This is a genomic window from Lentzea rhizosphaerae (assembly GCF_042649515.1).
Classification (GTDB): domain Bacteria; phylum Actinomycetota; class Actinomycetes; order Mycobacteriales; family Pseudonocardiaceae; genus Lentzea; species Lentzea aerocolonigenes.
Genome location: NZ_JBHRZI010000031.1, coordinates 23,167 through 47,613 on the forward strand (window position 1 = coordinate 23,167; position 24,447 = coordinate 47,613).

Annotated in this window: 21 protein-coding genes; 13 read left to right on the forward strand and 8 right to left on the reverse strand. The window is 69.5% G+C overall.

Translation table 11 applies throughout. The features are described 5' to 3' along the window. The first annotated feature begins 12 nt into the window (after positions 1–12). Positions 13–1,308, forward strand: coding sequence for an aminotransferase-like domain-containing protein (locus ACFOWZ_RS35745; protein ID WP_382378365.1), 1,296 nt, complete (start codon positions 13–15; stop codon positions 1,306–1,308). On the opposite strand, the gene ACFOWZ_RS35750 is transcribed toward ACFOWZ_RS35745, so the two are convergent. Both ACFOWZ_RS35750 and ACFOWZ_RS35755 read right to left on the reverse strand, forming a co-directional pair. Beyond that, the gene (locus tag ACFOWZ_RS35750) at positions 1,297–2,139 is read right to left on the reverse strand and encodes an ATP-grasp domain-containing protein (protein WP_382378366.1); all 843 of its coding nucleotides are present in this window, start codon (positions 2,137–2,139) and stop codon (positions 1,297–1,299) included. The two genes, ACFOWZ_RS35745 and ACFOWZ_RS35750, sit on opposite strands and share 12 nt — an antisense overlap. Then, positions 2,136–2,426, reverse strand: coding sequence for a hypothetical protein (locus tag ACFOWZ_RS35755; RefSeq protein ID WP_382378367.1), 291 nt, complete (start codon positions 2,424–2,426; stop codon positions 2,136–2,138). Before ACFOWZ_RS35755 ends, ACFOWZ_RS35750 begins: the two co-directional genes overlap by 4 nt. Before the next feature lie 36 nt (positions 2,427–2,462). Here ACFOWZ_RS35755 and ACFOWZ_RS35760 point away from each other — a divergent pair, with 36 nt between their 5' ends. From ACFOWZ_RS35760 to ACFOWZ_RS35770, 3 genes are all read left to right on the forward strand, one after another. After that, positions 2,463–4,049 carry a DUF885 domain-containing protein gene (locus ACFOWZ_RS35760; RefSeq protein WP_382378368.1) on the forward strand — a complete coding sequence of 529 codons (1,587 nt, stop codon included), beginning with the start codon at positions 2,463–2,465 and terminating at the stop codon, positions 4,047–4,049. 86 nt (positions 4,050–4,135) lie between these two features. After that, on the forward strand, positions 4,136–5,077 hold the full coding sequence (locus ACFOWZ_RS35765; RefSeq protein WP_382378369.1) for a quinone oxidoreductase family protein: 942 nt from the start codon (positions 4,136–4,138) through the stop codon (positions 5,075–5,077). 456 nt (positions 5,078–5,533) lie between these two features. Continuing rightward, a complete protein-coding gene (locus ACFOWZ_RS35770; protein ID WP_382378370.1) occupies positions 5,534–6,046 on the forward strand; it encodes a hypothetical protein in 513 nt (170 codons plus the stop codon). Positions 6,047–6,237: 191 nt separating this feature from the next. On the opposite strand, the gene ACFOWZ_RS35775 is transcribed toward ACFOWZ_RS35770, so the two are convergent. Beyond that, a complete protein-coding gene (locus ACFOWZ_RS35775; protein ID WP_382378371.1) occupies positions 6,238–6,753 on the reverse strand; it encodes an FKBP-type peptidyl-prolyl cis-trans isomerase in 516 nt (171 codons plus the stop codon). A gap of 383 nt (positions 6,754–7,136) precedes the next feature. Between ACFOWZ_RS35775 and ACFOWZ_RS35780 the strand changes: the two genes are divergently transcribed. From ACFOWZ_RS35780 to ACFOWZ_RS35790, 3 genes are read left to right on the forward strand one after another with little or no spacing between them, the layout of a single operon-like run. Then, positions 7,137–8,075: a hypothetical protein gene (locus tag ACFOWZ_RS35780; protein WP_382378533.1), complete on the forward strand. Its 939-nt coding sequence runs from the start codon at positions 7,137–7,139 to the stop codon at positions 8,073–8,075. Positions 8,076–8,081: 6 nt separating this feature from the next. After that, positions 8,082–8,729, forward strand: coding sequence for a hypothetical protein (locus ACFOWZ_RS35785; RefSeq protein ID WP_382378372.1), 648 nt, complete (start codon positions 8,082–8,084; stop codon positions 8,727–8,729). Positions 8,730–8,789: 60 nt separating this feature from the next. Further along, the gene (locus ACFOWZ_RS35790) at positions 8,790–9,440 is read left to right on the forward strand and encodes an HD family phosphohydrolase (RefSeq protein WP_382378373.1); all 651 of its coding nucleotides are present in this window, start codon (positions 8,790–8,792) and stop codon (positions 9,438–9,440) included. Positions 9,441–9,443: 3 nt separating this feature from the next. On the opposite strand, the gene ACFOWZ_RS35795 is transcribed toward ACFOWZ_RS35790, so the two are convergent. The 4 genes from ACFOWZ_RS35795 to ACFOWZ_RS35810 are packed head-to-tail and all read right to left on the reverse strand — an operon-like array spanning position 9,444 to position 15,105. After that, complete coding sequence (locus ACFOWZ_RS35795; RefSeq protein ID WP_382378374.1) at positions 9,444–11,390, reverse strand: HelD family protein; 1,947 nt, start codon at positions 11,388–11,390, stop codon at positions 9,444–9,446. A 57-nt stretch (positions 11,391–11,447) separates the two neighbouring features. Further along, positions 11,448–12,236 carry a GIDE domain-containing protein gene (locus ACFOWZ_RS35800; RefSeq protein ID WP_382378375.1) on the reverse strand — a complete coding sequence of 263 codons (789 nt, stop codon included), beginning with the start codon at positions 12,234–12,236 and terminating at the stop codon, positions 11,448–11,450. A 24-nt stretch (positions 12,237–12,260) separates the two neighbouring features. Then, positions 12,261–14,162: a hypothetical protein gene (locus ACFOWZ_RS35805; protein ID WP_382378376.1), complete on the reverse strand. Its 1,902-nt coding sequence runs from the start codon at positions 14,160–14,162 to the stop codon at positions 12,261–12,263. 22 nt (positions 14,163–14,184) lie between these two features. Further along, positions 14,185–15,105 carry a heme o synthase gene (locus ACFOWZ_RS35810; protein ID WP_382378377.1) on the reverse strand — a complete coding sequence of 307 codons (921 nt, stop codon included), beginning with the start codon at positions 15,103–15,105 and terminating at the stop codon, positions 14,185–14,187. A gap of 243 nt (positions 15,106–15,348) precedes the next feature. Here ACFOWZ_RS35810 and tkt point away from each other — a divergent pair, with 243 nt between their 5' ends. The 6 genes from tkt to pgl are packed head-to-tail and all read left to right on the forward strand — an operon-like array spanning position 15,349 to position 23,486. After that, positions 15,349–17,433, forward strand: a complete 2,085-nt coding sequence (tkt, locus tag ACFOWZ_RS35815) for a transketolase (RefSeq protein WP_382378378.1) — start codon at positions 15,349–15,351, stop codon at positions 17,431–17,433. Between the two features lie 4 nt (positions 17,434–17,437). Then, positions 17,438–18,550: a transaldolase gene (gene tal / locus ACFOWZ_RS35820; RefSeq protein WP_382378379.1), complete on the forward strand. Its 1,113-nt coding sequence runs from the start codon at positions 17,438–17,440 to the stop codon at positions 18,548–18,550. Positions 18,551–18,575: 25 nt separating this feature from the next. After that, positions 18,576–20,162 carry a glucose-6-phosphate isomerase gene (locus ACFOWZ_RS35825; RefSeq protein ID WP_382378380.1) on the forward strand — a complete coding sequence of 529 codons (1,587 nt, stop codon included), beginning with the start codon at positions 18,576–18,578 and terminating at the stop codon, positions 20,160–20,162. Further along, positions 20,159–21,700 (forward strand): glucose-6-phosphate dehydrogenase, encoded by a 1,542-nt coding sequence (zwf, locus tag ACFOWZ_RS35830; protein ID WP_382378381.1) that lies wholly within the window; start codon positions 20,159–20,161, stop codon positions 21,698–21,700. Before ACFOWZ_RS35825 ends, zwf begins: the two co-directional genes overlap by 4 nt. Then, positions 21,697–22,710, forward strand: coding sequence for a glucose-6-phosphate dehydrogenase assembly protein OpcA (gene opcA / locus ACFOWZ_RS35835; RefSeq protein WP_382378382.1), 1,014 nt, complete (start codon positions 21,697–21,699; stop codon positions 22,708–22,710). The genes zwf and opcA overlap by 4 nt, the downstream gene beginning before the upstream one ends. Further along, positions 22,707–23,486 carry a 6-phosphogluconolactonase gene (pgl, locus tag ACFOWZ_RS35840; protein WP_382378383.1) on the forward strand — a complete coding sequence of 260 codons (780 nt, stop codon included), beginning with the start codon at positions 22,707–22,709 and terminating at the stop codon, positions 23,484–23,486. Before opcA ends, pgl begins: the two co-directional genes overlap by 4 nt. Positions 23,487–23,543: 57 nt before the next feature. On the opposite strand, the gene ACFOWZ_RS35845 is transcribed toward pgl, so the two are convergent. Continuing rightward, entirely contained in the window at positions 23,544–24,407 is an 864-nt protein-coding gene (locus ACFOWZ_RS35845; RefSeq protein ID WP_382378384.1) for a M48 family metalloprotease, read from the reverse strand. Positions 24,408–24,447: the final 40 nt, after the last annotated feature.

Consider the following 24,447-nt stretch of genomic DNA (forward strand, 5'->3'; position numbering starts at 1 on the left):
ATTGGGGCTGCTGTGGACGACTTCCGGCGGATCGCGGACGCCATCGCCGCGGACATCGCTCGCGGGCGGTTGCGGCCGGGTGAGCGACTGCCACCGCAACGCGCGTTCGCCAGGCGCCACCGGATCGCGAACTCCACGGCGGCACGGGTGTACGGCGAGCTGGCGCGGCGTGGCCTGGTCACCGGCGAGGTCGGCCGGGGAACGTTCGTCCGGGCACGGGCGGCGGAACCCGCCCTGGTCGATCCCGGTGGTGCGCCGGTGGACCTCCAGCTGAACTTCCCGGTGCTGCCGGAGCAGTCGGCGCTGCTGTCGGCCAGCCTGAGCACGGTGCTGCGGCCCGACGTGCTGGCGGACGCGTTGCAACCGAGCGGTGTGACCGGCACACCCGCTGCCCGAGCCGCTGCCGCGGAGCTGTTGGCACGCAACGAATGGCGTCCATCACCAGACCAGATCCTGTTCACCGGCAACGGAAAGCAGTCACTGGCGGCGAGCATCGCGGCGCTCGTGCCGGTCGGCGGGCGGCTCGGTGTCGAGGCCCTCACGTATCCGGTGGTGCGCACGATCGCGGGCCGGCTGGGGATCACGTTGGTGCCGTTGGAGATGGACGACCACGGGGTGGTGCCGGACGCCTTGCGTGCGGCGACGGTGCGAGCCGTCTACCTGCAGCCGGCCCTGCACAACCCGCTCGGCATCACGATGCCCGCCGAGCGTCGTGCTGAAGTCGTTGCGGTGCTGGAGGAACTGGACCTGCCTCTGATCGAGGACTGCGTCTACACGTTCCTGTGCGACGAACCGCCGTTGGCCGCGCTCGCCCCGGACCGCACGGTCGTCGTCGACAGCCTGTCCAAGCGGATCGCACCGGGGCTGACGCTCGGTTTCGTCGTCCCGCCCGCGGCGCTCGGCGACCGGATCGCCGCCGCCGCGCGAGGTGGCGGCTGGACGGCGCCGCGGTTCGCTCTCGACGTGGCGGCGCACCACATCGCCGACGGCACCGCGGTCACCATCCAGCGAGCCAAGAGAGCGGACGCGTCGGCGCGGCAACGGCTCGTCGCGGCGAAGCTGGACGTGCGCGCCGATCCACGCGCCTACCACTGCTGGTGGGAGCTGCCACCGCCGTGGCGCGCCGACACGTTCGTCGCCGCCGCAGCACGGGAGGGCATCGCGGTGACGCCGGCGTCGGCGTTCGCGGTCGGCAAGGCGCCCAACGCGGTGCGGCTCGCCTTGGCGTCTCCGCCCCTCGAACGGCTTGGCGCCGCGTTGGACGTGCTGGCCGGTATCGCCCGCAGCGCGCCGGACCTAGACGCGTGACCTGATCGCGGCGCTCAACCGCGACGCGGCCTCCTCGCCGGTGTGCTTGAACCCCAGCGACGGCTCGGTCAGCTCCAGCTCCAGCAGCAGCGGCTCACCCTCAGCACCCTCGACGACGTCCACGCGGGCGTAGAGGAAGTCCTTGCTCGACAACGCGAGCAGCTCGGCAGCCACGTCGAGGACCTGGTTCGCCAGGTCGAGCTGCGGCGCGGACGGTTCGATGGCGCGCAGCTTCTCCTCGACGTACAGGCCCGACTCCGACTCAGCGAGGCCCTGGGCCAGCATCGGTCCTTTGTGGAACGAGTGGGAGTACTCGCCCGCGAAGAACACGAGTGCCGTCTCGCCGTGCTCGTCCACACTGGACTGATAGGGCTGCACGAGCGCTTTGACGCCAAGGGCTTCGAGGTGCGCCTGCGCCGCATCCGCCGAGGTGAACCGGGCGGCGCCGCGCGAGCCCGCGCCGATCGCCGGCTTCACCACGAACTCGCCGTCCGGCCACACCGGCGACGAGCCGGGTTCGACGACGGCCGTGGGCACGACGGGGACGCCGTGGGCCGCGAGCTCGACCAGGTAGGACTTGTCGGTGTTCCACCGGACCACCGAGACCTGGTTCGCCAGGGCGGGCACGCCGTCGCACCACGCCAGGAAGTCGTCGAGGCGCTCGGTGTAGTCCCAGGTGGCGCGCAGCACCACGAGGTCGGCGCCCGAGACGTCGGTGCCCCACGGCTGCCACGTCACGTCGACGCCGTCACGCACCAGGGCGGCGATGAGCGCGTCCTCGTCGCCGTCGCCCTCCGGCAGTGCGGCGCAGGACGCCAGCACCACCTTCATGACTGCATCGAGGCCATCTTGCGGCGGTGCGCGGGGCCGATCTTGGTAGCCGCGGTGGTCTCACGGTCCCATTCGGCCTGCTCGACGTTGTCGGCGGCCTCGACGGCCTTGGTGGCGGACTCGACGTCCGTCGCCATCACGTCGCCCATGGCGCCGTCCGCACCGACCAGCACGATCCGCGCGCCGGCCCTGCCGATCGGCTCCACGACCGCCCTGACCGCCGTGCCCGGCTTGCCGTGGGCCTTCACGAACTCGGCGATGCGCTTCTGAGTGGTTTGATCAGACACCCCCACACTGTAAAACCAGCGGGTAGCTTCGGTGCGGTGACCACCGACACGCTCACGTCGTTCCTCTCGTGGTACTTCGACCACCACCCGGCTCACGCGGCGCAGGTCGGCTCGCTGGAGCACTACTCGACGTTCGGGGACTTCTCCGCGGCGGCGTTCGAGCAGCGGGCCAGGGAGAAGGGCGCCTGGGTGGCGCGGCTGGAGCCGTTGCCGAGGTCGGTCGACCGCGATCTCGCACTGTCGGTGCTGCGCGGATCGCTCGCGCTGGAGGCGTGGCCCGGCTGGCGGCGCGACCCCCAGGAGTACTCCGGGATGGTCTTCTTCGGACTGCTCGGGCCGTTCCTGCACCGGTTGCTGCCCGAGGACGAGCTCGTCGCCACCGCGATCGCGAAGCTGCGCGAGGTGCCGTCGGTGTTCGCCGCCGCCGAGGCGAACCTCGACCCGGCCCTCGCGTCGCCGCTGGTCGTGAAGCGGGCGCGCGACCAGGTGCGGACGGGGCGTGCCTTCGTGCTGGACTCGTTGCCGCAGCAGGTGTCCTCACCGGAGCTGCGCGCTCAGCTGGTGGACGCCGCCGTGCCCGCCGCCGAGGCGTTCGACCGGTACGCGGTGTTCCTCGACGAACTGGTCCTGCGGGCGACCGGCGACTGGCGGATGGGCGAGAAGCTCTACTCGACGATGTTGCAGGACAAGGAGTTGCTCGGCTACGGCGCACCGGAGCTGCACCAGCGCGGGCAGGACGCGTACGCCGCGCTGGAGGCGGAGCTGGTCGAGCTCGCGGGCTCCGCGGACTGGCGCACGGCGATGAGCGCGTTGCAGGACGACCACCCGCCGACGCTGGAGGCGATGCGCGCCGAGTACGAGGCGGAGACGGCACGGGCCCGCGCGGCGCTGGTCGAGCACTCGCTCGTGACGCTGCCGGACGGCGAGGAGTGCCAGGTGGTGCCGTCGCCGCCGTTCCAGCGGGCGATCATGGCGGTCGCGAGCTACGTCGGCCCGCCGCCGCTGACGTCCAACCGCGGTGGCTACTTCTTCGTGCCGTACACGCCGGACAACGCGACGGACGAGCAGATCACGCAACGGCTGCGCACCAACGCGCGGTCGCAGCTGCCGACGATCTCGGTGCACGAGGCCTACCCCGGCCACCACTGGCACTCCGCGTGGGTGGCGGCGCAAGGCCCGGCGCACCCGCTGCGGAAGGTGTTCCGCACGCCGTACTTCTCCGAGGGCTGGGCGCTGTACTCGGAGAAGCTGCTCCGGTCGGTCGGCTACTACACGACACGCGGGGCGTTGATGGGCCACGTCGAGGCGCGGCTGTTCCGCGCGGCGCGGATGGTCGTCGACACGGCGCTGCACTGCGGGGACATGACACCGGACGAGGCCGAGGCGTTCATGGTGGCGCGCACGGCACTGACACCGGGCACGGCCGCGGGCGAGGTGAAGAGGTACTGCGCGTGGCCGACGCAGGCGCCGTCGTACCTGACCGGCGCACTGGAGATCGACCTCATCCGGGACGACTACCTCGCCGCGGGGCTGGGCTCGTTGCGCGACTTCCACGACCGGATCGCGGGGTCCGGCGCGCTGCCGCTCGGGCTCGCGCGCCGGGTGGCGCTGGGCGAGGACTGACGGCACCGTGGGTTCCCAGGTCGTGGGAACGGGAACAACGTCCTCGCGGCCGGGGTTGAGCGGGGTGAGTCGATCAAGGAGGACAGATGCCCAAGGCAGTGGTGGTGCGTTCGGCCGGCGGCCCCGAGGTGCTGGAGTTCACGGACGTGCCGTCGCCCGTGCCCGGTGACGGCGAGCTGCTGGTGCGGGTGGGCGCGGCGGGGGTCAACTACATCGACACCTACCAGCGCAGCGGCCAGTACAAGGTGCCGCTGCCCACCGCTCTGGGACTCGAAGGCGCGGGCGAGGTCGTCGTGTCGAACTCCCCCGACTTCGCCGTCGGCGACCGCGTGGCGTGGATGTCCGTGCTGGGCAGCTACGCGTCCGAGGTAGTCGTGCCGGCGTCGGCCGCGGTGAAGGTGCCGGACGAGCTCGACGTCGAACGGGCGGCGGCCGCGCTGTTGCAGGGCATCACCGCGCACTACCTCGTCTTCTCGACCTACGCGGTCAAGGAGGGCGACCGGGTGCTGGTGCACGCGGCGGCCGGTGGTGTCGGGTTGCTGCTGACGCAGTGGGCGAAGTCCCGCGGCGCCCACGTGATCGGGACCGTGTCGACCGACGAGAAGGAGGCGCTGGCCCGCGAGGCCGGGGCCGACGAGGTGCTGCGGTACGGGGACTTCGCGTCGCAGATCGACAAGGTCGACGTCGTCTACGACGGGGTCGGGAAGGACACTTTCGACCAGTCGCTCGCGTCGTTGAAGCCGCGCGGAATGCTGGTGCTGTTCGGGGCGTCGTCCGGAGCGGTGCCGCCGGTGGACCCGCAGCGGCTGAACCAGGCGGGATCGGTGTACCTCACGCGCCCCTCGACCGGTGCGTACCTGCTCGACCGCGCTGAGTTCGAGTGGCGTGCCTCGGACCTGTTCGCCGCGATCGCCGACGGGACGCTGTCGCTGCGGATCGGCGGCCGGTACAAGCTGGAGGAGGCGGCGCAGGCGCACACGGACCTGCAGTCGCGCAAGACGACCGGGAAGCTGCTGCTCCTGCCGTGACTTCGTGCCGGAACGGCCCTCTGACCACCGGAGGGCCGTTCCGCATTTCTGGTCACGCGAAGAACTTTCTCAATTCCCTCGTGAACGTGCCACGTTCGAGTGACGCCACGGCCGTTTTCGTTGAACTCCCCTCATCCGCCGGTTAGCTTCGTTCACGGGGAAGCCAGCGGAAGCATAGAATGGCCCGCATGACGGCGAGTGGGGAACAGCCGAGCCGCGGCCGAGTGCTTCGGTGGCATGCGGACGAAGGCTGGGGGGCAATCGTTTCACCGGAATTCGACGGTCCGGTCTGGGTTCATTTTTCGAGCATTGACCCGGGTGATCGGAACACGTCTCCAGGGGGCTATCGAAGCCTCCGGGCGGACGAGGCCGTCGAGTTCACGGCTGAGCGCGCTGACCAGGACGGATACCGCTGGCGAGCCATCAAGGTGAGATCGTCAGAGGGGAATCTGAACAGTGAGGAAGCTCAGCCGTAAACTGATCGCGATCGCTTCGAGCGCGCTGGCCGCCATGACGTTGCTGGCCGGAACCGCGAGCGCGGACCACTACCACACGTTCACGCAGAGCGCGGAGTACTTCGAGGCGACCGACAGCAACGGTCACTTCACCGCACAGGCGAACATGCGCGCGGGTTATGTGGTGCCGATGCCGTGGTCATTCCGGATCTCCGGAGCCGTGCAGGCCATTGCCACCAGCAACATGAACTGCACGGCCGGCCACAACCAGCTTTCGTACAGCGACTCGCACCCGAACATCCCGGTGGACTACCACTGGCACTCCACGGTGCAGGGCAACCTGGTGAAGAACATCAAGTACGACCTGTGGGGCAACTGCACGTTCAAGGTGCAGGTCGGCGGCAGGCCGGGCACCGCGAACCTCAACTTCCAGTTCCACTACTCGATGTTCTGCGGACCCTGCGGCCGCTCCGACGGCGGTTTCCACAGCGAGCTGAAGATCGTGCAGGACTAGCGCCTGCATCAAAGTAGAGCAACTCACGCATACCGGACATATTTTTTTGGCGCGAAAAGCACGTTCGGGCCATCTATCGGCCCGAACGTGCTTTTCGCGCCAAACAGCAGGGGCTTGGTGCGGACTTCGACACAGTCGCTGGTGGTGATGGTTCGGGGGTGCGCCCCGCGGACCCCCGAACCGTCGCACGTCTACGCGGCGGGGGTGACCTTCACGCCGTCGATCACGAACACGAGGGTCTCGTTCGGCTTGATGCCCTGCCCGCCCTGCCCGTAGCCCTTGGCCGGCGGGACGACCAGCAGACGCCGGCCCTTCTCCTTGAGCCCGACGATGCCCTCGTTCCAGCCGTCGATGACCGGCGCCTGCCCGACGTTCTCCACGTCGAACGGCTGCCCGCGTTCGAAGGAGCTGTCCAGCACCTTCTTGTCGGAGAACGTCGTGAGCTGGTAGTTGACCGAGGCCGTCGTGCCCGCCTTCACCTCGGCGCCGGTGCCCTGCACCAGGTCCTTGATGATGAGCTCGTCGGTGGGCTTGCAGGCCGGGATCTCGACCTTGGGCGCCGCACCGAAGGCACCGGTGACCTTGAAGTCGTCGGCCTTGCAGGGGGTCGACGGCGCGCCCGAGGAGGGCTGGGCCGAGCTGCCGCAGCCGGACAGGCCGGCGGCCGCGACAAGCGCCAGGGACGCGATGAGCAGGACGTTACGCATGGTCGGTGAGGGTATTCGGATGGTTGTGAGCCGGGTGTAGCAGGGAGCTGGGTCTACGCAGCGTAGGTGCTCCGAGGGGCCGGGTCACCCTCATCCGACACGTTCTCCAGCGATCAGCGACGGGGCGTCACCGAAGTGCACGAGTACGGGCCGACGACTGCGCTCAAGGGCGGTTATTCCGGGACTAAATGTCGCACGAATAGCAGCTTCCTTATCTTTTGACCGACGCGTACAGTAACTCCGCGCACTTGATCGGACACCGACCGCATTCGTCCGTTCGGGTAGCGGCCGTTGAGGTGACCCAGGAGGTGGGACACGTGTCCGCGGAGGCCGGAGGCATCCGCAGCAACCTGATCTCGGAGTTGTTCTGGACTCGGACCGGGTTGCTCCTCCTCATACTCGTCGTCACGTCGGGAACGTGTCTGGCCATTTCCAGTCAAATGGATTCCGGGGCACCGAGAAACTTCCTGACAGCCCTGGGCACCGGCACGCTCATATCGGCGGTCGTGAGCTTCACGCAGACGCTCGTCACGTCGAAAGCGGCGCAGAAAGCGCTTCTGGCGCCGGTCGTCGAGGAGAGCCGCCGGGCACTCAAGGAGCTCAGCGAGGAGTACCGGCTGCTCGACCGGGAGTTCTTCCCCAGCCACGTGTTCGAGCCGACGGCCAAGCCGTCTCCCGTCTTCAACCAGCTGATGATGCAGGACCTGGAGCGGACGCGGCTGTACTGCTTCCGCGGGTTCGCCGGGCGGTACGCGGCGGGCAGGGTCCTGTTGTCGCAGACGGAATGCGAGCTCAGGGCCGTGCTGGCGGACCCGCGCGACGACAACGCGATCAGCGGGCGCGCGCGGTACCTCCTGCGCAACGCGGGTGCGGACGGCGACTACGACGAGATCGCCGCACAGCTCAAGGAACAGATCGGCATCGGGCTCGTCGGGTTGTTCGTGGCGCGCAGCCGGTGCAGCCGGATCGACGTCACGATCGTTTCGGACCCGCCGCAGGACCGGCTCGAACTGTTCGACGACTGCGCCTGGATCACGCTCTACAGCAACACCGCCGGAGTCCCGAGGCCGTATCCGCGGACTCTCAGGTTCACCGAGAGCTCCTTCCTGTACGCGATGGAACGCGCGGAGTTCCTGCGGATCAGCAATTCCAAGGCCGGCTATCACTTCGTCATCACGCCGGGAACCACGAGAACCGACTTCCTGGCGTTGTTCGAGAAGATCACCGGCGAAACACTCACCACAGACGGGTTCGCGGAACTCGAAGAGAAGTTCCACGCATTCCGTCGCGAATTCTCCGCATCCGCTCAGTTGAGGAGCTGATCGATCTTGCTAGCCGAGTTCACCGGGTTGTCCGCGCTCGAGGAGCTCGCCGCCCGGGTGAAGCGCGCCGAATTCCCTGTCGTCGATCACTGGACCGACGTCGGCATGTGGTTCCGCGAGTGGGCGACCCGTCCGCAGTTGCGCAAGGAGCTGCGTGAGTACATCGACGGCCTCACCCCGCAGCAGGCGACCTGGGTGATCGCGCATTCACGTGAGACGACGACCCACTTCGCGTGGTGCCTGAGGGACGAACGGGACGAACCGTTCACGTTCTGGCTGCACGAGTACAAGCCGCTGTCGGACTGGCGGACCGGGTACGCGGACTCGGTCCACAACCACCGGTACCACTTCTGCACCACCATCCTGAGCGGCGCCTACCTGCACGAACGCTTCGACGTCCGGCTCGGTGTCGGTGGCCGCACGGTCGTCGCCACCGAACTCACGAACCGCACCCAGTGCACCGAGGGCACCACCGGCACGTTGCTCGCGCACGAGTTCCACCGCATCCCGCGCGCGGCGGACGGGACCATGACGTTCCTGGTCAAGTCCCGCGCCGTCACGCCGTGGAGCCTCAGCTACGACCCGGACACCGGGATCAGCCACCGGCACGTGCCGGTCGAGGACAGGCTGGAGGATCTGACGAACCACCTGTGAAGCCCCGCGCGGGGACCCGTGACACGCTTACCATCAGCCCACCCGGTGGGAGGGCTGATGATGCGTACGCGCACAACGATTCCGAGGTCTGTCATCGCGGACGTGGAGCAGCGCGTGAGGCGGCTGTGCGAGGACCTGGCCGCGAAGCTGCAGTTCCACGGCTGGCACCACGTGAGCTTCGTCCGCGACAAGTCCGTGCACTTCGCCGACCGCAACGGCGCCGCGCGAGACGTCGTCGAGGTCGCCGCGCTGGTGCACGACCTGAACTACATGGTCCGCCGCAACTCGCTGCCGACCGACGGCGAGGCGTTGCGCCGCAAGATCCTCTTCGTCTCCGGCGTGTGTCTCGGCGACATCGAGTGGATCGAGAAGATCGTCGTCGAGGCCGAGATGCGGACCCGCCACCGCGACATCTCGCTGGAGGCGCAGGCGTTGTCGGACGCGGACACGCTCTTCAAGGCGCTGCCGGTCACGCCGGTCGTTCTCGCGCACAAGTACTTGCAGGAGAACGGGATCACGCTCAAGGAGCTCGCGTACAAGATCGTGGGCGAGCAGGTGTCCAAGGCCGACGAGGGCTACTACTTCTACGACGCGGAGGCCGCCGCGACGTATTCCAAGTGGGCCGAGACGAACCTGTTGCTGTGGCAGCACATCGTGGAGTCGCTCGACGACCCGTGCGTCGAGGAGCTGCTGACCAAGGTGGCGTCCTGAGCCTCACCGCACCGTCAGCGAGCTGAGCTCGGGCGGCACCGGCCCCGGGTGGACCACGCCCAACGTCCGGGTGGCCCGCGTCAGGGCCACGTAGAGGTCGTTGGGCCCGGCCGCGAGCACGGCAGCGGGGTCGGCGATCACGACAACGTCGAACTCCAGGCCCTTCGCCTCGTCCGGCGTCAGCAGCACGACCTTGCCCGTGAGGTCCGGCGGCACCGGCAACGACAGCGCGTCCGCCAGCTCGCCGACATCGAGCGTGATGATCGCCAACTGGCCGTCGGTGTGCTCGTCGATCAACGCGGCGAGTGCGCCCGGCACGTCCGCGGCCTGAAGACGCCAGGGCAGCTCACCGCTTCCGCGGACCGACCGCGGTGGCCGCAGTGCCGGGTGGTGCCGCGCGAGCAACTCCGCCGCGACCGTCATGATCTCCGCCGGGGTGCGGTAGTTGACGGTCAGCTGCGCGAGCCGGCGCGGTCCCGGCACCCGCTCCCACGACGTCGCGCCCGCCGCGCTCCCGGTCTGCGCCAGGTCCCCCACGACGGTCATCGATCGGGACGGGCAGCGGCGCACCAGCATCCGCCAGGCCATCTCGGACAGCTCCTGCGCCTCGTCGACCACGACGTGCCCGAACACCGGCACGCTCTCGCCGACCAGCGCCGCGGCCTCGTCCAGCAACGGCACGTCCGCGGCGCTCCACGGACCCGGCACCACGTCCGCCGGGGTCAGCGGCGGCCACAGCTCGTCGAGCACCTCCCCGACGCCGGCGTCACCGAGCAACGCCGTCCGCAACGCTTCCCTGTCGACGTCGTCCAGCAGCTCGCGCGGACCGTCGTCCTCCGCGCCGAGCACCACGCCCGCGGCGGCCAGCGCACGCAGTTCGGCCTCGCTGAGCCGGCCGTCCGCGCTGCCGCCGTCGAGTGCCTCCCCGGTCTCGGAGAACACGACGGACTCCAGCTGATCGACCAGCTCTTCTGCCAACGCGCTGACGACCTCCCGCTGGAACACCAGCCGCGCCTGGTTGTGCGGCATCCCGGTCTCCCCGGCCGTCCGCACGGCTCGCCGCACCGCCGACGCGTCCAGGCGCAGCAGCTGTTGCTCGAACTCCACGTCCACCGGTTCGTCCGGCACCCGGACCACGGCCCGCACCCGTTTCGCCAGCAGGGACGCCATGTCCGCGCTGCCCTTGCGCTCGGTCTCCGCGGCCGAATCCACTTCGGTGACGGCGACAGGCCGCAGTCCTGGCACGGTCGCCGTCACCACCCGGTTCTCGCCGAGCCCCGGCAGCACCTGGCCGATGTAGCCGAGGAACACCTCACTGGGCCCGATGACGAGCACACCGCGCGCCCGCAGGTATTCGTGCGTGTAGAGCAGGTAGGCGACCCGGTGCAGCGCGACGGCCGTCTTGCCGGTGCCCGGTCCGCCCTGCACGACGAGCACACCGCGAGCGTCGTCCCGGATGATCCGGTCCTGCTCGGTCTGCAACGTGGAGACGATGTCGCGCATGCGTCCGGTGCGTTCGGCCGTCACGGCGGCGAGGAGCGCGGCCTCCCCGACGAGCCCGTCGCGCGGCGCGTCGGGATCGAGCAGCTCGTCGTCCAGCGCGACGACGGTCCGGCCGCGCGTGGTGATCCGCCGCCGGCGCACCACGTCGCCCGGCTCGGCGGCGGTCGCGGTGTAGAACGGCCGGGCCGCGGGCGCACGCCAGTCCACCAGCAGAGGCTCGTCGCCCTCGAACAGCGAGATTCGTCCGATGTGGACACTCCGGCCACCGGTGAAATCCAGGCGGCCGAAGCACAATCCGTCCTCGACCGCCTGCAGCCGCGCCAGCTCCGCCCGCCACACGTCCGGCGCGTGCCCTCGGGCGAGCGCGGCGGCCGCTTCCTTCCTCAACGCGTCGAGGCGGGCGTGCAGAACGTTCAGGTGGTGTTGCTCAGCGGCGAGTTCGGACACGTCGGCGAGGGTGCCCGTGATCTCGCGGAAAGTGCAGTCTTGTTCTTCTTGACAGCCTCAGCCGAGCGTTCTGACCAGCAGAAAACCCGCGAGCAGCAGGAGAGGCCCCGCGACGGCGACCATCAGGAGGCATCCAGAACTGGTCCGCACGTCCTCCTCGATGTTGGCGGCCACCTGCTCGTACGTGCCGCCGGTGACGAGGTGCCTGCGTCGCCCGTCCCCCAGAACCGGCCGCCCGGCCCGGAGCTCGGGCCTGCCCTGCACGTGCAACGGTTCCCCGACCGGCAGCACGTACTCCCGCACACTCCACCCGAGCGAACTGGACCACCACCTGCGTTCCAACGACTTCTGGCTCAGCACCCCGCTGGCGACCAGGCCCTGCAGGTGGGTGCTGTCCCGCGCGGAGCTCACGTCCTCGTCCACGACGCGCCGCACCGGCGGACTGTGGCCGATGCGCTTCGACTGGTGGTCCGGATGCACGAGAGATCCGTCGACGAGCACCGATCCGGACCTGTCCTGCACCGCGAACGGCATGGTGCCACCGGATTGCCAGACCAGCACCGTGGACGGGCCGTCGCTGGTGACGCGCTCCTCGACCTCGCTGAAGTACCACACGCACGGCTCACCGGACAGCGGCGCGACCAGCGGTTGCGCGGCGGGCATGCTCCTGCCCTCCACCACGCACAACCGCCGCCCCGGCGAGACCACGTCAGCGCAACGGGAAACGGACAACCGCGAGATTCGCTTGCGCTCCCGCACCGAACCCCAGGTCAGCAGCGCCCACACCGGCGCCAGGACGGTCAACGCGCCACCGATCGCGACCAGCACGACCACCAGAGCCGTCATGTCGCCCTCCCCGCTGCGACGAGGTCATCGAAGTCGGAGGTCCGCGTTCGCGTGCAGGGCGTAGGCGAGGCCCAACACGTTGCCGCGACTCATCATCTCCCAGCGCGTGCGCCGCAACGCCTCTCCCGCGGGCATTCCACCCGCGAGCCGGGCGAGCAGCATGCCGCTGACCCACCCCGTCATGCCCTGGTCGACCACCACCTCCGGGCACAGGACGCCGGCGGCGCCCGCGCGGTTCACGAATTCGCCCACCAGGTTCGCGGCCGGTGAGGTCGTGACGACCAGCGGCCGGTGGGGCCACTCGGCCTCCACCGCTTCCAGGACACCTTCGTCGTAGACGAGGTGCATCACGTCCGAGCGCTCGTCCTCCAACGCGCGCGACAGGTCCGACGGGCTCACGTAGGCCGAAGAGATCGACTCCGGTGGCAGGAACGACAGCAGCTCGGCCACGTGCCGCTGGGTGAGCGCCCGGTCGAGTCCTGGGTCGACGGCCAGCGTCACCTCGACCTGGCGCCCCGCCGTCGAGACCTGCCACGCCAGCGGACCCTCCGGCTGTTCCAACACGCTCGAGAACCCCCAGAAACCGAAGGGGCACAACACGTTCCCGCTGTGGTCGGGCTCGGGGCACCGCGGCGGCACCTCTCCCCCGGCACCGAACGGACCGAACCGCGACACGGACGCGCACAGCCGGTACGGCCCTTCGACGAACGGCAGGTCGTAGACGTGCGCCCACGGCACGCGCGTCGAGCCCACCACCGTGATCACCCCACCGCGCGGGATCATCGCGCCGTCGCCGAACAACCGCCCGTGCAGCGCGGTGCCCCGCACGGCGAACGCGGCGAGGTCCTCGCAGAACGCCGGGAAACCCTTGCCGTACCAGGGATCCAGCCCTGAGACCGGCGGCAGGCCCGACACCGAGTCCAGGCTCACCCAGTGCGGTTCACGGCCGGCCGCCACGAGCGCCCGCTCACCGAGCACCAGGACCGAACCCGTCCGCGACGACAACGGCACGAGATCGGCGAACGTCCGCGACAACCGCAACCGCGGTCGCGTCCTGGACTCACCACCGCCGACCGGCAGCACCACCTGCTGCACGTGCACCGGCACCGCACCGCGGTAGATGACCAGCTCACCGCTCCACGGCACCGACGCGTACGGGGTCGTGACCGGGAAGCTCACCCACGGGCTCGCGCCGTCCGCCGGCAGCACGAACGGCTCGGACTGCACCGCGCGCCCGTTCATGCAGAGCACGGCCCGCAACTCCAGATCACCGGGCAGCGGCGCCGGATGCGTCCCGACGCGCACCCACACCTCGTACTCGGCGCCCGGCCGCAACGCCCCGGCGATGCCCTCGGTCGCGCCCGGCAGCGCGACCACGACGGTCACCGGACGATCTTCGACCACCTGCGGGGACGGCAGCGCGGTGTAGGTGGCCACGCGGCGGCGTTCCAGTTCCTGGAACTGCCAGACGACGTCCTCGACCCGGCCCTCGCCCCGGCCGCGCGGCACCGCGATCACGACGTGCGGCGAACTCCAGCCCAGCAGCACCGTCGACGGGTCCAGCCCCGAGACCCACGTGTGCGCGGCGGTGAACAGCACGACCGGCCGGCCGAGCCCGCGCAACGACCCGATCACCGGTGAGGAGTCCCAGGAGCGCGTGTCGTGCACCGCCACCAGGTCGCCGGGCACGTCCGCGATCGACGGCAGGCCGGACGCGGACGGGAAGTGACGAAGATCGAGAACGGCGAACCGCAGCGGCCGCACCCGCGTCGGCACCACGGCCGATCCGACCGGCGCCGCCTGGCTGACCTGCGCCCAGCCGCCGGGATCGGTGATCACGACGAGCGAGGACGACGGCGTCACGACTGCGACGTGGTCGAGCGGTGAGCCTTCACCACCTGTGACGGTGAACTCAACGGGCGCCACAGCCGTACGCCTGGAGGTGCAGCTAGAACGGCCAGCCAAGCACCGGCAACCCGACCACGGCGTCCACGGCGAGACCGCAGAACACGAGCATCAGGTAGAGGTTCGACATGTGGAAGAACTTCATGGTGTTCGTGGATCCGCCGCGGCGCACGACGTTGTGCAACTTGTGCGCGAAGACGGCGAACCACAGCCCCGACAGGGCCGCCACCGCCACGTAGATCCACGAGGTGACGGGGGCGAGGGCGAGGGTGCAGACGACCGTGATCCAGCTGTAGATGACGATCTGCCGCGTCACCTGCGCAGCTGTGGCCACCACGGGCAGCATCGGCACGCCTGCCCTGGCGTAGTCCTCCTTGAACTTCATCGCGAGGGCCCAGGTGTGTGGCGGAGTCCAGAAGAAGATGACTCCGAACATGACCAGGGCCGGCCACTCCACCGTGCCCGTCACCGCGCTCCAGCCGATGATCACCGGCATGCAGCCCGCCATGCCGCCCCAGATGATGTTCTGGGAGGTCCGGCGCTTGAGGACCAGCGTGTAGACGAAGATGTAGAACAAGATCGTCGCCACGGCGAACACGGCGGAGATCAGGTTCACGAACATCCAGAGGAACGCGAACGAGAAGACGCCGAGCACGATGCCGAAGATCAGGGCGTTGCGCGGAGGGATGGCGTTGTGCGCGAGCGGACGGGCCGCCGTCCGCTTCATCACCGAGTCGATGTCGGCGTCGACGAAGCAGTTGAGAGCATTTGCCGACCCCGCGGCGAGGGTGCCACCGGTGAGGGTGCAGGCGATCAGCCACAGCGGCGGCAGGCCGTGCTGGGCGAGCAGCATCGCGGGGATCGTGGTGATCAGCAGGAGCTCGATGACCCGCGGTTTGGTGAGGGCCACGTAGGCGCTCACGACCTGGCGAGGCGACCGGGGCGCCTCGAGGACGGCACTCATCGCGGGGACGCTCCTCGTGTCGAGACAGGTGTGAAAACCAGCGACTGATGGTAACCGCGCAAAGAATTCACAGCCCGTTCGGGTGCTGGTGTGCCTCGGCACACACCCACCTGAGACCTTTCAGAGCAACATCTGAATCTCTCAGGACTAGGCTGGCCGGTGGACGAGGGAGAAACGCGGGTCAGGCCGTTCGGGATCGATCAAGCCTGCCCGCCCTAGCGACAAGAGTGGAGCTGTAAGTCCGTGACCGTCACCGACGACATCACCCGGCTCACCAAGGCCGATCTGCCTGACGACTGGACCGAGCTCGACAAGCGCGCCGTGGACACCGCGCGCGTGCTCGCGGCGGACGCCGTGCAGAACGTCGGCAACGGCCATCCCGGCACCGCGATGAGCCTCGCGCCGCTCGCGTACACGCTGTTCCAGCGCGTGCTGCGGCACGACCCCGCCGACCCGGACTGGATCGGCCGCGACCGGTTCGTGCTGTCCGCGGGCCACTCCAGCCTGACGCTGTACATCCAGCTCTTCCTGTCCGGCTACGGGCTGGAGCTGGACGACCTCAAGTCGCTGCGCAAGTGGGGCTCGAAGACGCCGGGTCACCCGGAGCACGGCCACACCAGGGGCGTCGAGATCACCACCGGCCCGCTGGGCTCCGGTCTCGCCTCCGCGGTCGGCATGGCGATGGCCGCCCGCCGCGAGCGCGGCCTGTTCGACCCGGCCGCCGCGCCGGGTGAGAGCCCGTTCGACCACCACATCTACGTGATCGCCTCCGACGGTGACATCGAGGAGGGCGTCACCTCCGAGGCGTCGTCGCTGGCCGGCACGCAGCAGCTCGGCAACCTGGTCGTCTTCTACGACGACAACAAGATCTCGATCGAGGACGACACCACGATCGCGCTGTCCGAGGACACCGCGAAGCGCTACGAGGCGTACGGCTGGCACGTCCAGGTCGTCGAGTCCGGCGAGAACGTCAAGGGCATCCTCGAGGCCGTCGAGAACGCCAAGGCCGTCACCGACAAGCCGTCGTTCATCCTGCTGCGCACGATCATCGGCTACCCGGCGCCGAACAAGCAGAACACCGGTGCCGCGCACGGTGCGGCGCTGGGCGTCGACGAGGTCAAGGCCACCAAGGAGATCCTCGGCTTCGACCCCGAGCAGACCTTCGAGGTCGCCGACAAGGTCCTCGACCACGCCCGCGAGGTCGTCAAGCGCGGTGAGCTCGCCAAGGCCGAGTGGCAGAAGTCGTTCGACGCGTGGGCTTCCGCCAACCCGGAGAACAAGGCGCTGCTGGACCGCCTGGTCGCTCGTCAGCTGCCCGAGGGCTGGGCCGACGCGCTGCCGGTGTACCCGGTCGACGCGAAGGGCGTGCCGACCCGCAAGGCCTCCGGTGAGGTCATCAACGCGCTCGCGGGTGCGCTGCCCGAGCTGTGGGGCGGTTCCGCCGACCTCGCCGAGTCGAACCTGACGACCATCAAGGGCGCCAAGTCGTTCGGCCCGGAGTCGATCTCCACCGGCATGTGGAAGGCCGACCCGTACGGCCGCGTGCTGCACTTCGGTGTCCGCGAGCACGCCATGGGCGCCATCCTCAACGGCATCGCGCTGCACGGCCCGACCCGCCCGTTCGGTGGCACGTTCCTCGTGTTCTCCGACTACATGCGCCCGTCGGTGCGGCTGGCCGCGATCATGCAGGCCGCCGTCACGTACGTGTGGACGCACGACTCGATCGGCCTCGGCGAGGACGGTCCCACGCACCAGCCGATCGAGCACCTCGCCGCCCTGCGCGCGATCCCGGACTTCGCGGTCGTCCGCCCCGGCGACGCCAACGAGACCGCGTTCGCGTGGAAGGCCGTGCTGGAGCAGCTCGGCCCGGTCGGCCTCGCGCTGACCCGGCAGAACGTGCCGACGCTGGAAGGCACCTCCGCGGAGGGCGTGAAGCGCGGCGGGTACGTGCTCTTCGGTGACGACAACCCGGAGATCGTGCTCATCGGCACCGGCTCCGAGCTGCAGGTCGCCGCCGAGGCCGGGAAGGTTCTGCAGGCCGAGGGCGTTGCCGTGCGTGTGGTGTCCATGCCTTCTCTCGACTGGTTCGAGAAGCAGGACGCCGAGTACCGCGAGTCGGTCATCCCGTCGTCGGTTAGGGCGCGCGTCGCGGTGGAAGCCGGTATTGCACAGCCGTGGTACCGCTACGTCGGCGACGCGGGCGAGATCGTGTCGATCGAGCACTTCGGCGCCTCGGCCGACTACCAGGTTCTGTTCAAGGAGTTCGGCTTCACGACGGAGAACGTCGTCGCCGCCGCCCGCCGTTCCCTTGACCGAGTGAGGGGTTAAGCAAGTGAGCAAGCCGAATCTCGACGCCCTGTCCGCAGCAGGCGTCTCCATCTGGCTGGACGACCTGTCCCGCGAGCGACTCACCAGCGGCAACCTGGACGAGCTGATCCGCGAGTGGAACGTCGTCGGCGTCACGACGAACCCGACGATCTTCGCGGGCGCGTTGTCGAAGGGCGAGTCCTACGACGAGCAGGTCCGCGAGCTCGCCAACCGGGGTGCCGACACCGAGGCGACCATTCGCGAGGTCACCACGACCGACGTGCGCAACGCGTGCGACAAGTTCCGCGACATCTACAACTCGACGAACGGTGTCGACGGCCGCGTCTCCATCGAGGTCGACCCGCGCCTCGCGTTCGACACGGACAAGACCGTGGCCGAGGCGCAGGACCTGTGGAAGACCGTGGACCGGCCGAACCTGCTGGTGAAGATCCCGGCCACCGAGGCGGGCCTGCCGGCGATCACCAAGACGATCGCCGAGGGCATCTCGGTCAACGTCACGCTGATCTTCTCGGTCGAGCGTTACGAGAAGGTCATGGAGGCCTACATCGCCGGCCTGGAGCAGGCCAAGGCGAACGGCCACGACCTGCGCACGATCCACTCCGTCGCGTCGTTCTTCGTGTCCCGTGTGGACACCGAGATCGACAAGCGTCTCGACAAGATCGGCTCGGACGAGGCGAAGTCGTTGCGCGGCAAGGCAGCGCTCGCCAACGCGTGGATCGCCTACGGAGCGTTCGAGAAGACGTTCCAGGGCGAGCGCTGGGAGGCTCTCAAGGCGGACGGCGCGAACGCGCAGCGGCCGCTGTGGGCGTCGACCGGTGTGAAGGACCCGAGCTACTCCCCCACCCTCTACGTCGACCAGCTCGTCGTGAACGACGTCGTGAACACGATGCCGGAGAAGACGCTGCACGCCGTCGCCGACGGGGGCAAGATCACCGGTGACACGGTCACCGGACGCGCCGCTGAGGGCCAGGAGGTGTTCGACAAGCTCGCCGCCGTGGGAATCGACCTCCAGGACGTGTTCGTGGTCCTGGAGACCGAGGGTGTCGAGAAGTTCGAGAAGTCCTGGGAAGAGTTGCTCGAGACGGTGACGAACCAACTGGCTCAACTGAAGGGCTGATCACGAAGTGACCTCCGTCGAAATCGTGAGGTCACCGAACGCCGACCAGGTCAGCACGATCGCTGCTGACCTGGTCGCGGATTCGGTGCCGAGCAAGCTGACCGCGCAGGACCCGACCCTGTGGGGGCCGGAAGCCGAGTCCGAGGCGAGCATTCGCCTCTCGTGGACGACGTTGCACGAGACGTCCCGTCCACTGCTCCCCGAGCTCAAGGCTCTGCGCGAGGAACTGCACGCCGAGGGTGTGGACCGCGTCGTTCTCGCCGGCATGGGCGGTTCGTCGCTGGCCCCCGAGGTGATCACGCGGACGCAGGGCGTCCCGCTGGTCGTGCTGGACACCACCGATCCCGCCCAGGTCGCCGACGCTCTCGCCGGTGATCTCGAGCGCACGGTGATCGTGGTGTCGTCCAAGTCCGGTGGGACGGTCGAGACCGACAGCCACCGGCGCATCTTCGAGAAGGCTTTCGCGGACGCGGGCATCGACGCCGCGTCGCGCATCGTGGTGGTCACCGACCCCGGTTCGCCGTTGCAGAAGGCGTCCGAGGAAGCGGGCTACCGCAAGGTGTTCCTGGCCGACCCGAACGTCGGTGGCCGGTACTCGGCGCTGACCGCGTTCGGTCTGGTCCCGTCGTACCTCGCCGGTGCGGACGTGGAGTCGCTGCTCGACGACGCGGCCGAGGTCGCGAAGATCGTGTCGCAGGACTCCCCCGACAACCCGGCGGTCCAGCTGGCCGCGATCTTCGGTGCCGCGCACGCGCACGGCGCGGAGAAGATCGTGTTCGCCGACACCGGTTCCGGCATCACCGGGTTCGGTGACTGGGCGGAGCAGCTGATCGCCGAGTCGACCGGCAAGAACGGCACCGGCCTGCTGCCGGTCGTCGTCGAAGGCCCCGGCGCTCCCGGTTTCGTGGACGCGCGCTCGGACGCCACGACCGTCGCGATCGGACCGGCCACCGGGTCGTCCCACGTCGCGGTGGAAGGCAAGCTGGGCGCGCAGTTCCTGCTGTGGGAGTACGCGACCGCGCTCGTCGGCCGGGTGCTCGGGATCAACCCGTTCGACCAGCCCGACGTGGAGGCCGCGAAGAAGGCCGCGCGTGCGCTGCTCGACGCGCCGGTCGCGTCCGCCGCCGAACCGTCCTTCGTGGACGGTCCGGTGCAGGCGCACGGCACGGACTGGGCGCCGCGCGAGGTCAGCACCGTCGCGGAAGCGCTGGCGGCGCTCGTTGAAGTCGCGCCCGACCACGGCTACATCTCGGTTCAGGCGTACTTGGACAGGATCGACGACGCGTCGTTCGAGCTGCTCCGTGCGGAGATCGCGAAGAGGACGCACCTGCAGACCACGTTCGGATGGGGTCCGCGCTTCCTGCACTCGACCGGCCAGTACCACAAGGGCGGTCACCAGAACGGCGTGTTCATCCAGATCACCGGCGAGTCCGGCGACGACCTGGAGGTGCCCGGCCGTCCGTACACGCTGGCGCAGCTGCAGCTCGCGCAGGCGCTCGGCGACGGTCAGGTGCTGGCCGAGCACGGCCGTCCGGTGCTGCGGCTGCACCTCGAGGACCGCATCGCAGGTCTGGCCCAGCTCGTCGAGGCAGTCCAGGAGGACGGCTCGTGACCACATCCGACAAGTGGCGCAACCCGCTGCGGGACGCACGCGACAAGCGCCTGCCCCGCATCGCGGGCCCGAGCGCGCTGGTCATCTTCGGTGTCACCGGTGACCTGTCGCGCAAGAAGCTGATGCCCGCGATCTACGACCTCGCGAACCGGGGTCTGCTGCCGCCGGGCTTCGGTCTCGTCGGCTTCGCCCGCCGCGACTGGGCCGACCAGGACTTCATGCAGGTCGTGCACGACGCGGTGAAGGAGCACGCCCGCACGCCGTTCAACGAGCACGTGTGGTCGCAGCTCGCCGAGGGCATCAGGTTCGTGCAGGGCACGTTCGACGACGACCAGTCGTTCGACAACCTCGCGGCGTGCCTGGCGGCCCTGGACGCCGAGCGCGGCACGGGCGGCAACCACGCGTTCTACCTGTCGATCCCGCCGGGCGCGTTCCCGACGGTGATCAACCAGCTCAAGCGCGCCGGTCTCGCCCAGACCCACGCCGACCAGTGGCGTCGCGTCGTCATCGAGAAGCCGTTCGGCCACGACCTCAAGTCGGCCAAGGAGCTCAACCGCACGGTCAACGAGGTCTTCCCCGAGGAGTCGGTGTTCCGCATCGACCACTACCTCGGCAAGGAGACCGTGCAGAACATCCTGGCGCTGCGGTTCGCGAACCAGCTGTACGAACCCATCTGGAACTCGAACTACGTCGACCACGTGCAGATCACCATGGCCGAGGACATCGGTCTCGGTGGCCGCGCCGGCTACTACGACGGCATCGGCGCGACGCGGGACGTCATCCAGAACCACCTGCTGCAGCTGCTCGCGCTGATCGCCATGGAGGAGCCGGTCTCCTTCAAGCCGTCGGACCTGCGCGCGGAGAAGGTGAAGATCCTCTCGGCGACGCGTCCCGCGGAGCCGTTCGAGGAGACCACGGCGCGCGGCCAGTACACCGGTGGCTGGCAGGGCGGTCAGAAGGTCCCGGGTCTGCTGGAGGAGGGCGGGTTCTCGCCCGAGTCGAAGACCGAGACGTTCGGCGCGATCACCTGCGAGGTCAACACCCGCCGCTGGGCCGGGGTGCCGTTCTACCTGCGCACCGGCAAGCGCCTGGGCCGTCGCGTCACCGAGGTGGCCGTCGTGTTCAAGCGGGCGCCGCACCTGCCGTTCGACGACACCGCGACCGAGGAGCTCGGCCAGAACGCCCTGGTGGTCCGGGTTCAGCCGGACGAGGGCGTGACGATCCGGTTCGGGTCGAAGGTGCCGGGCAACACGATGGAGGTCCGCGACGTCACGATGGACTTCGGCTACGGCCACTCGTTCACCGAGTCGTCGCCGGAGGCCTACGAGCGGCTGCTGCTGGACGTGCTGCTCGGTGAGCCGTCGCTGTTCCCGAAGAACGACGAGGTCGAGCTCTCCTGGGAGATCCTCGACCCGATCCTCGACTTCTGGGCGCGCAAGGACGAGCCGGCACTCGAGAAGTACAAGGCTGGAACCTGGGGTCCGCCGTCGGCGGACGCGATGACCGCCAGGACCGGAAGGCACTGGAGGCGTCCGTGATCATCGACCTGCCCTCGACCACCACGTCCCAGATCAACTCACGGTTGGTCCGCCTGCGGGACGAGGGTGGCGCGACCACTCTCGGCCGCGTGCTGACCCTGGTCATCGTGACCGAGGACGGCCAGCGGACCGACGCCGCGATCGACGCGGCCAACGACGCCTCGCGGGAGCACCCGTGTCGCGTGATCGTCGTGGCGCGCGGCGCTCGTCAGGCCGCACCTCGGTTGGATGCGCAGATCCGCGTAGGCGGTGACGCGGGTGCGTCCGAGGTCGTCGTTCTGCGGCTGTACGGCGAACTGGCCAAGGAAGGCGCCTCGTGCGTCATGCCGCTGCTGCTGCCGGACACCCCGGTCGTGGCGTGGTGGCCGTTCGACGCGCCGGTCTCGCCGTCCAAGGACCCGATCGGCCAGCTCGCGCAGCGCCGCATCACCGACGCGGCCGCGGAGAAGAACCCGATCAAGGCCCTGGAGGCCCGCAAGGCGCACTACGCGCCGGGCGACACGGACCTGGCGTGGACGCGGCTGACGTTGTGGCGCGCCATGCTCGCGGCGTCGCTGGACCTGCCGCCGTACGAGAAGATCACCGAGGCCGAGGTGACCGGCGAGGCCGACTCGCCGTCCACCGACCTGCTGGCCGCGTGGCTGACGGACCGTCTGAAGGTTCCGGCCAAGCGCTACAAGGCGACCTCGGGTGAGGGCATCGTGCAGGTCAAGCTGGACCGCGCGTCCGGTGCCGTCGACCTGCACCGCCCGGACGGCAAGGTGGGCACGCTGTCGCAGCCGGGCCAGCCGTCCCGCCGGGTGGCGCTGCAGCGTCGTTCGGTGCGCGACTGCCTGGCCGAGGAGCTGCGCCGGCTCGACCCCGACGAGGTCTACGCGGCTGCGCTGAAGTCGCTGTCGAAGGTCTCGAAGGGCCGCACCCCCGCTCCCGCTCCCGAGCCCGCTGCCGAGTCGGGCAACGGCAAGGCTGCTGCCGCTCCGAAGAAGTCCAAGGCGAAGGCGAGTTCGTGAGCAATCCGCAAGTGGTGGTCCACCGCGACGGCGACCTCCTGGCCGCCGCGGCGGCGGCCCGCCTGGTGACCCGCATGGTCGACGCGCAGGCCGCCCGCGGCTACGCGTCCGTTGTGCTGACCGGCGGCCGCACCGGCACCGCCGTGCTGGAACACCTGAACCGCAACGGCGCCCGTGACGCCGTGGACTGGTCCCGCGTCGACCTGTACTGGGGCGACGAGCGCTTCCTGCCGTCCGGGCACCCGGAGCGCAACGAGACGCAGGCCCGCGCCGCGTTGCTGGACCACGTGCCGGTGGATCCGTCGCGGGTGCACGTGATGGAGCCTTCGGACGGCAAGTTCGGCGACGACCCGGAGGCCGCGGCTGCCGCCTACGCCGACGTGCTGGCGTCGCTGGCCCGGCCGGAGGACCACGGCGACGTGCCGACGTTCGACGTCTGCATGCTGGGTGTCGGCGAGGAAGGCCACGTGGCGTCGGTCTTCCCGTCTTCTCCTGCGGTGTACGAGAAGGAGCGGACGGTCGTGGCCGTGCGCAACTGCCCGAAGCCGCCGCCCACGCGCGTGTCGCTGACGTTGTCGTCGGTGCGGCGCGCGCAGGAGGTGTGGCTCATGACGACCGGTCAGGCCAAGGCCGCCGCGGTGGCCATGGCTCTCTCGGGCGCGGGCGAGGTCCAGCTGCCGGCCGCGGGTGCCACGGGCCGCCGCCGCACGTTGTGGCTCCTGGACACAGCAGCCGCCTCAGCAGTCCCGGCGTTGTTCAAACCGCCCCTGGCCTGACCCTTGGGCAAACGATGAACGGCGCATTTGTTCACCTCAGGTGGACAAATGCGCCGTTCATCCTTTTCGCTGCAACTTGGTGATGCGCTGCGCGCACGACGGGTGCGAGGCAAGCATCCGCGCCCTGAGGCCGGCCCTCGCGCGGATGTCGTCGTGCCCCTCCCTGATCCACCGCTGCAACACTTCCAGCAACCGCGGCCCGTACCCGAGCTCGGCGGCGACCCGGTCCGCGTGCAGCTCGGCGCGCCTGCTCGTCAACGCCACCAGCGGCGCGATCACCGGCACCAGCAACAACCACGGACTGGCCAGCACGGCGGCGATCCCCAACGCCACCACGACGACGCGCGACACGACGGTCGCCGTGCCCCCGAGCACCTGCCCGATCTTGAGCACGGCCGCCCCGGCCAGGACGACCACGAGAATCACCGTCCGCGCCGGCAGCTCGTACCACCACCGCACCAACGAGATCATCGTGTGCCCCGCGAGGTGGTGCCCCATCTCGTGCGCCAGCACCGCTTCCAGCTGCTCTCGTGGCAGGCCGAGCGCCGCGGTCGACACCCCGACCACGTGCCCGCCCACCGCCATGGCGTTGATCTCGCGGGAGTTCTGGATCCGCAACCAGTACCGGCGCGGATCAACCCCCGCAGTGGCGCACACGTCCTCCAGCAACGGCTGCAGCGCCGCGCTCTCCGTCCTGGTGGGCTTCCTGAGCCGGTGTACCAGCGCCGCGAGCACCCGATCCGTGGCCGGCACGAACACGATCGCGCCGGAAACCAGCCACACCACCGGGAAAACCCACCACTCGTCCTGGCTCACCGCCCGCCCGAGCACCGCCACGAACAGCAGGCTGCTCAGCACCGTCGGCACCCCGAGCAGCAGCTCGGCCACGGCGCCCACGTGAAATCGCCGGGATGCTCGCATCGTCACCACCCCTGCGCGAGCGTTCCAGCCGAATCCCGTT

What these genes read in the sequence shown, in the direction of transcription:
- ACFOWZ_RS35750 (WP_382378366.1), bottom strand. Translation starts at nt 2,139, where the DNA reads ATGAAGGTGGTGCTGGCGTCCTGCGCCGCACTGCCGGAGGGCGACGGC.
- ACFOWZ_RS35765 (WP_382378369.1), top strand. Translation starts at nt 4,136, where the DNA reads ATGCCCAAGGCAGTGGTGGTGCGTTCGGCCGGCGGCCCCGAGGTGCTG.
- ACFOWZ_RS35775 (WP_382378371.1), bottom strand. Translation starts at nt 6,753, where the DNA reads ATGCGTAACGTCCTGCTCATCGCGTCCCTGGCGCTTGTCGCGGCCGCC.
- ACFOWZ_RS35790 (WP_382378373.1), top strand. Translation starts at nt 8,790, where the DNA reads ATGCGTACGCGCACAACGATTCCGAGGTCTGTCATCGCGGACGTGGAG.
- ACFOWZ_RS35800 (WP_382378375.1), bottom strand. Translation starts at nt 12,236, where the DNA reads ATGACGGCTCTGGTGGTCGTGCTGGTCGCGATCGGTGGCGCGTTGACC.
- ACFOWZ_RS35810 (WP_382378377.1), bottom strand. Translation starts at nt 15,105, where the DNA reads ATGAGTGCCGTCCTCGAGGCGCCCCGGTCGCCTCGCCAGGTCGTGAGC.
- ACFOWZ_RS35845 (WP_382378384.1), bottom strand. Translation starts at nt 24,407, where the DNA reads ATGCGAGCATCCCGGCGATTTCACGTGGGCGCCGTGGCCGAGCTGCTG.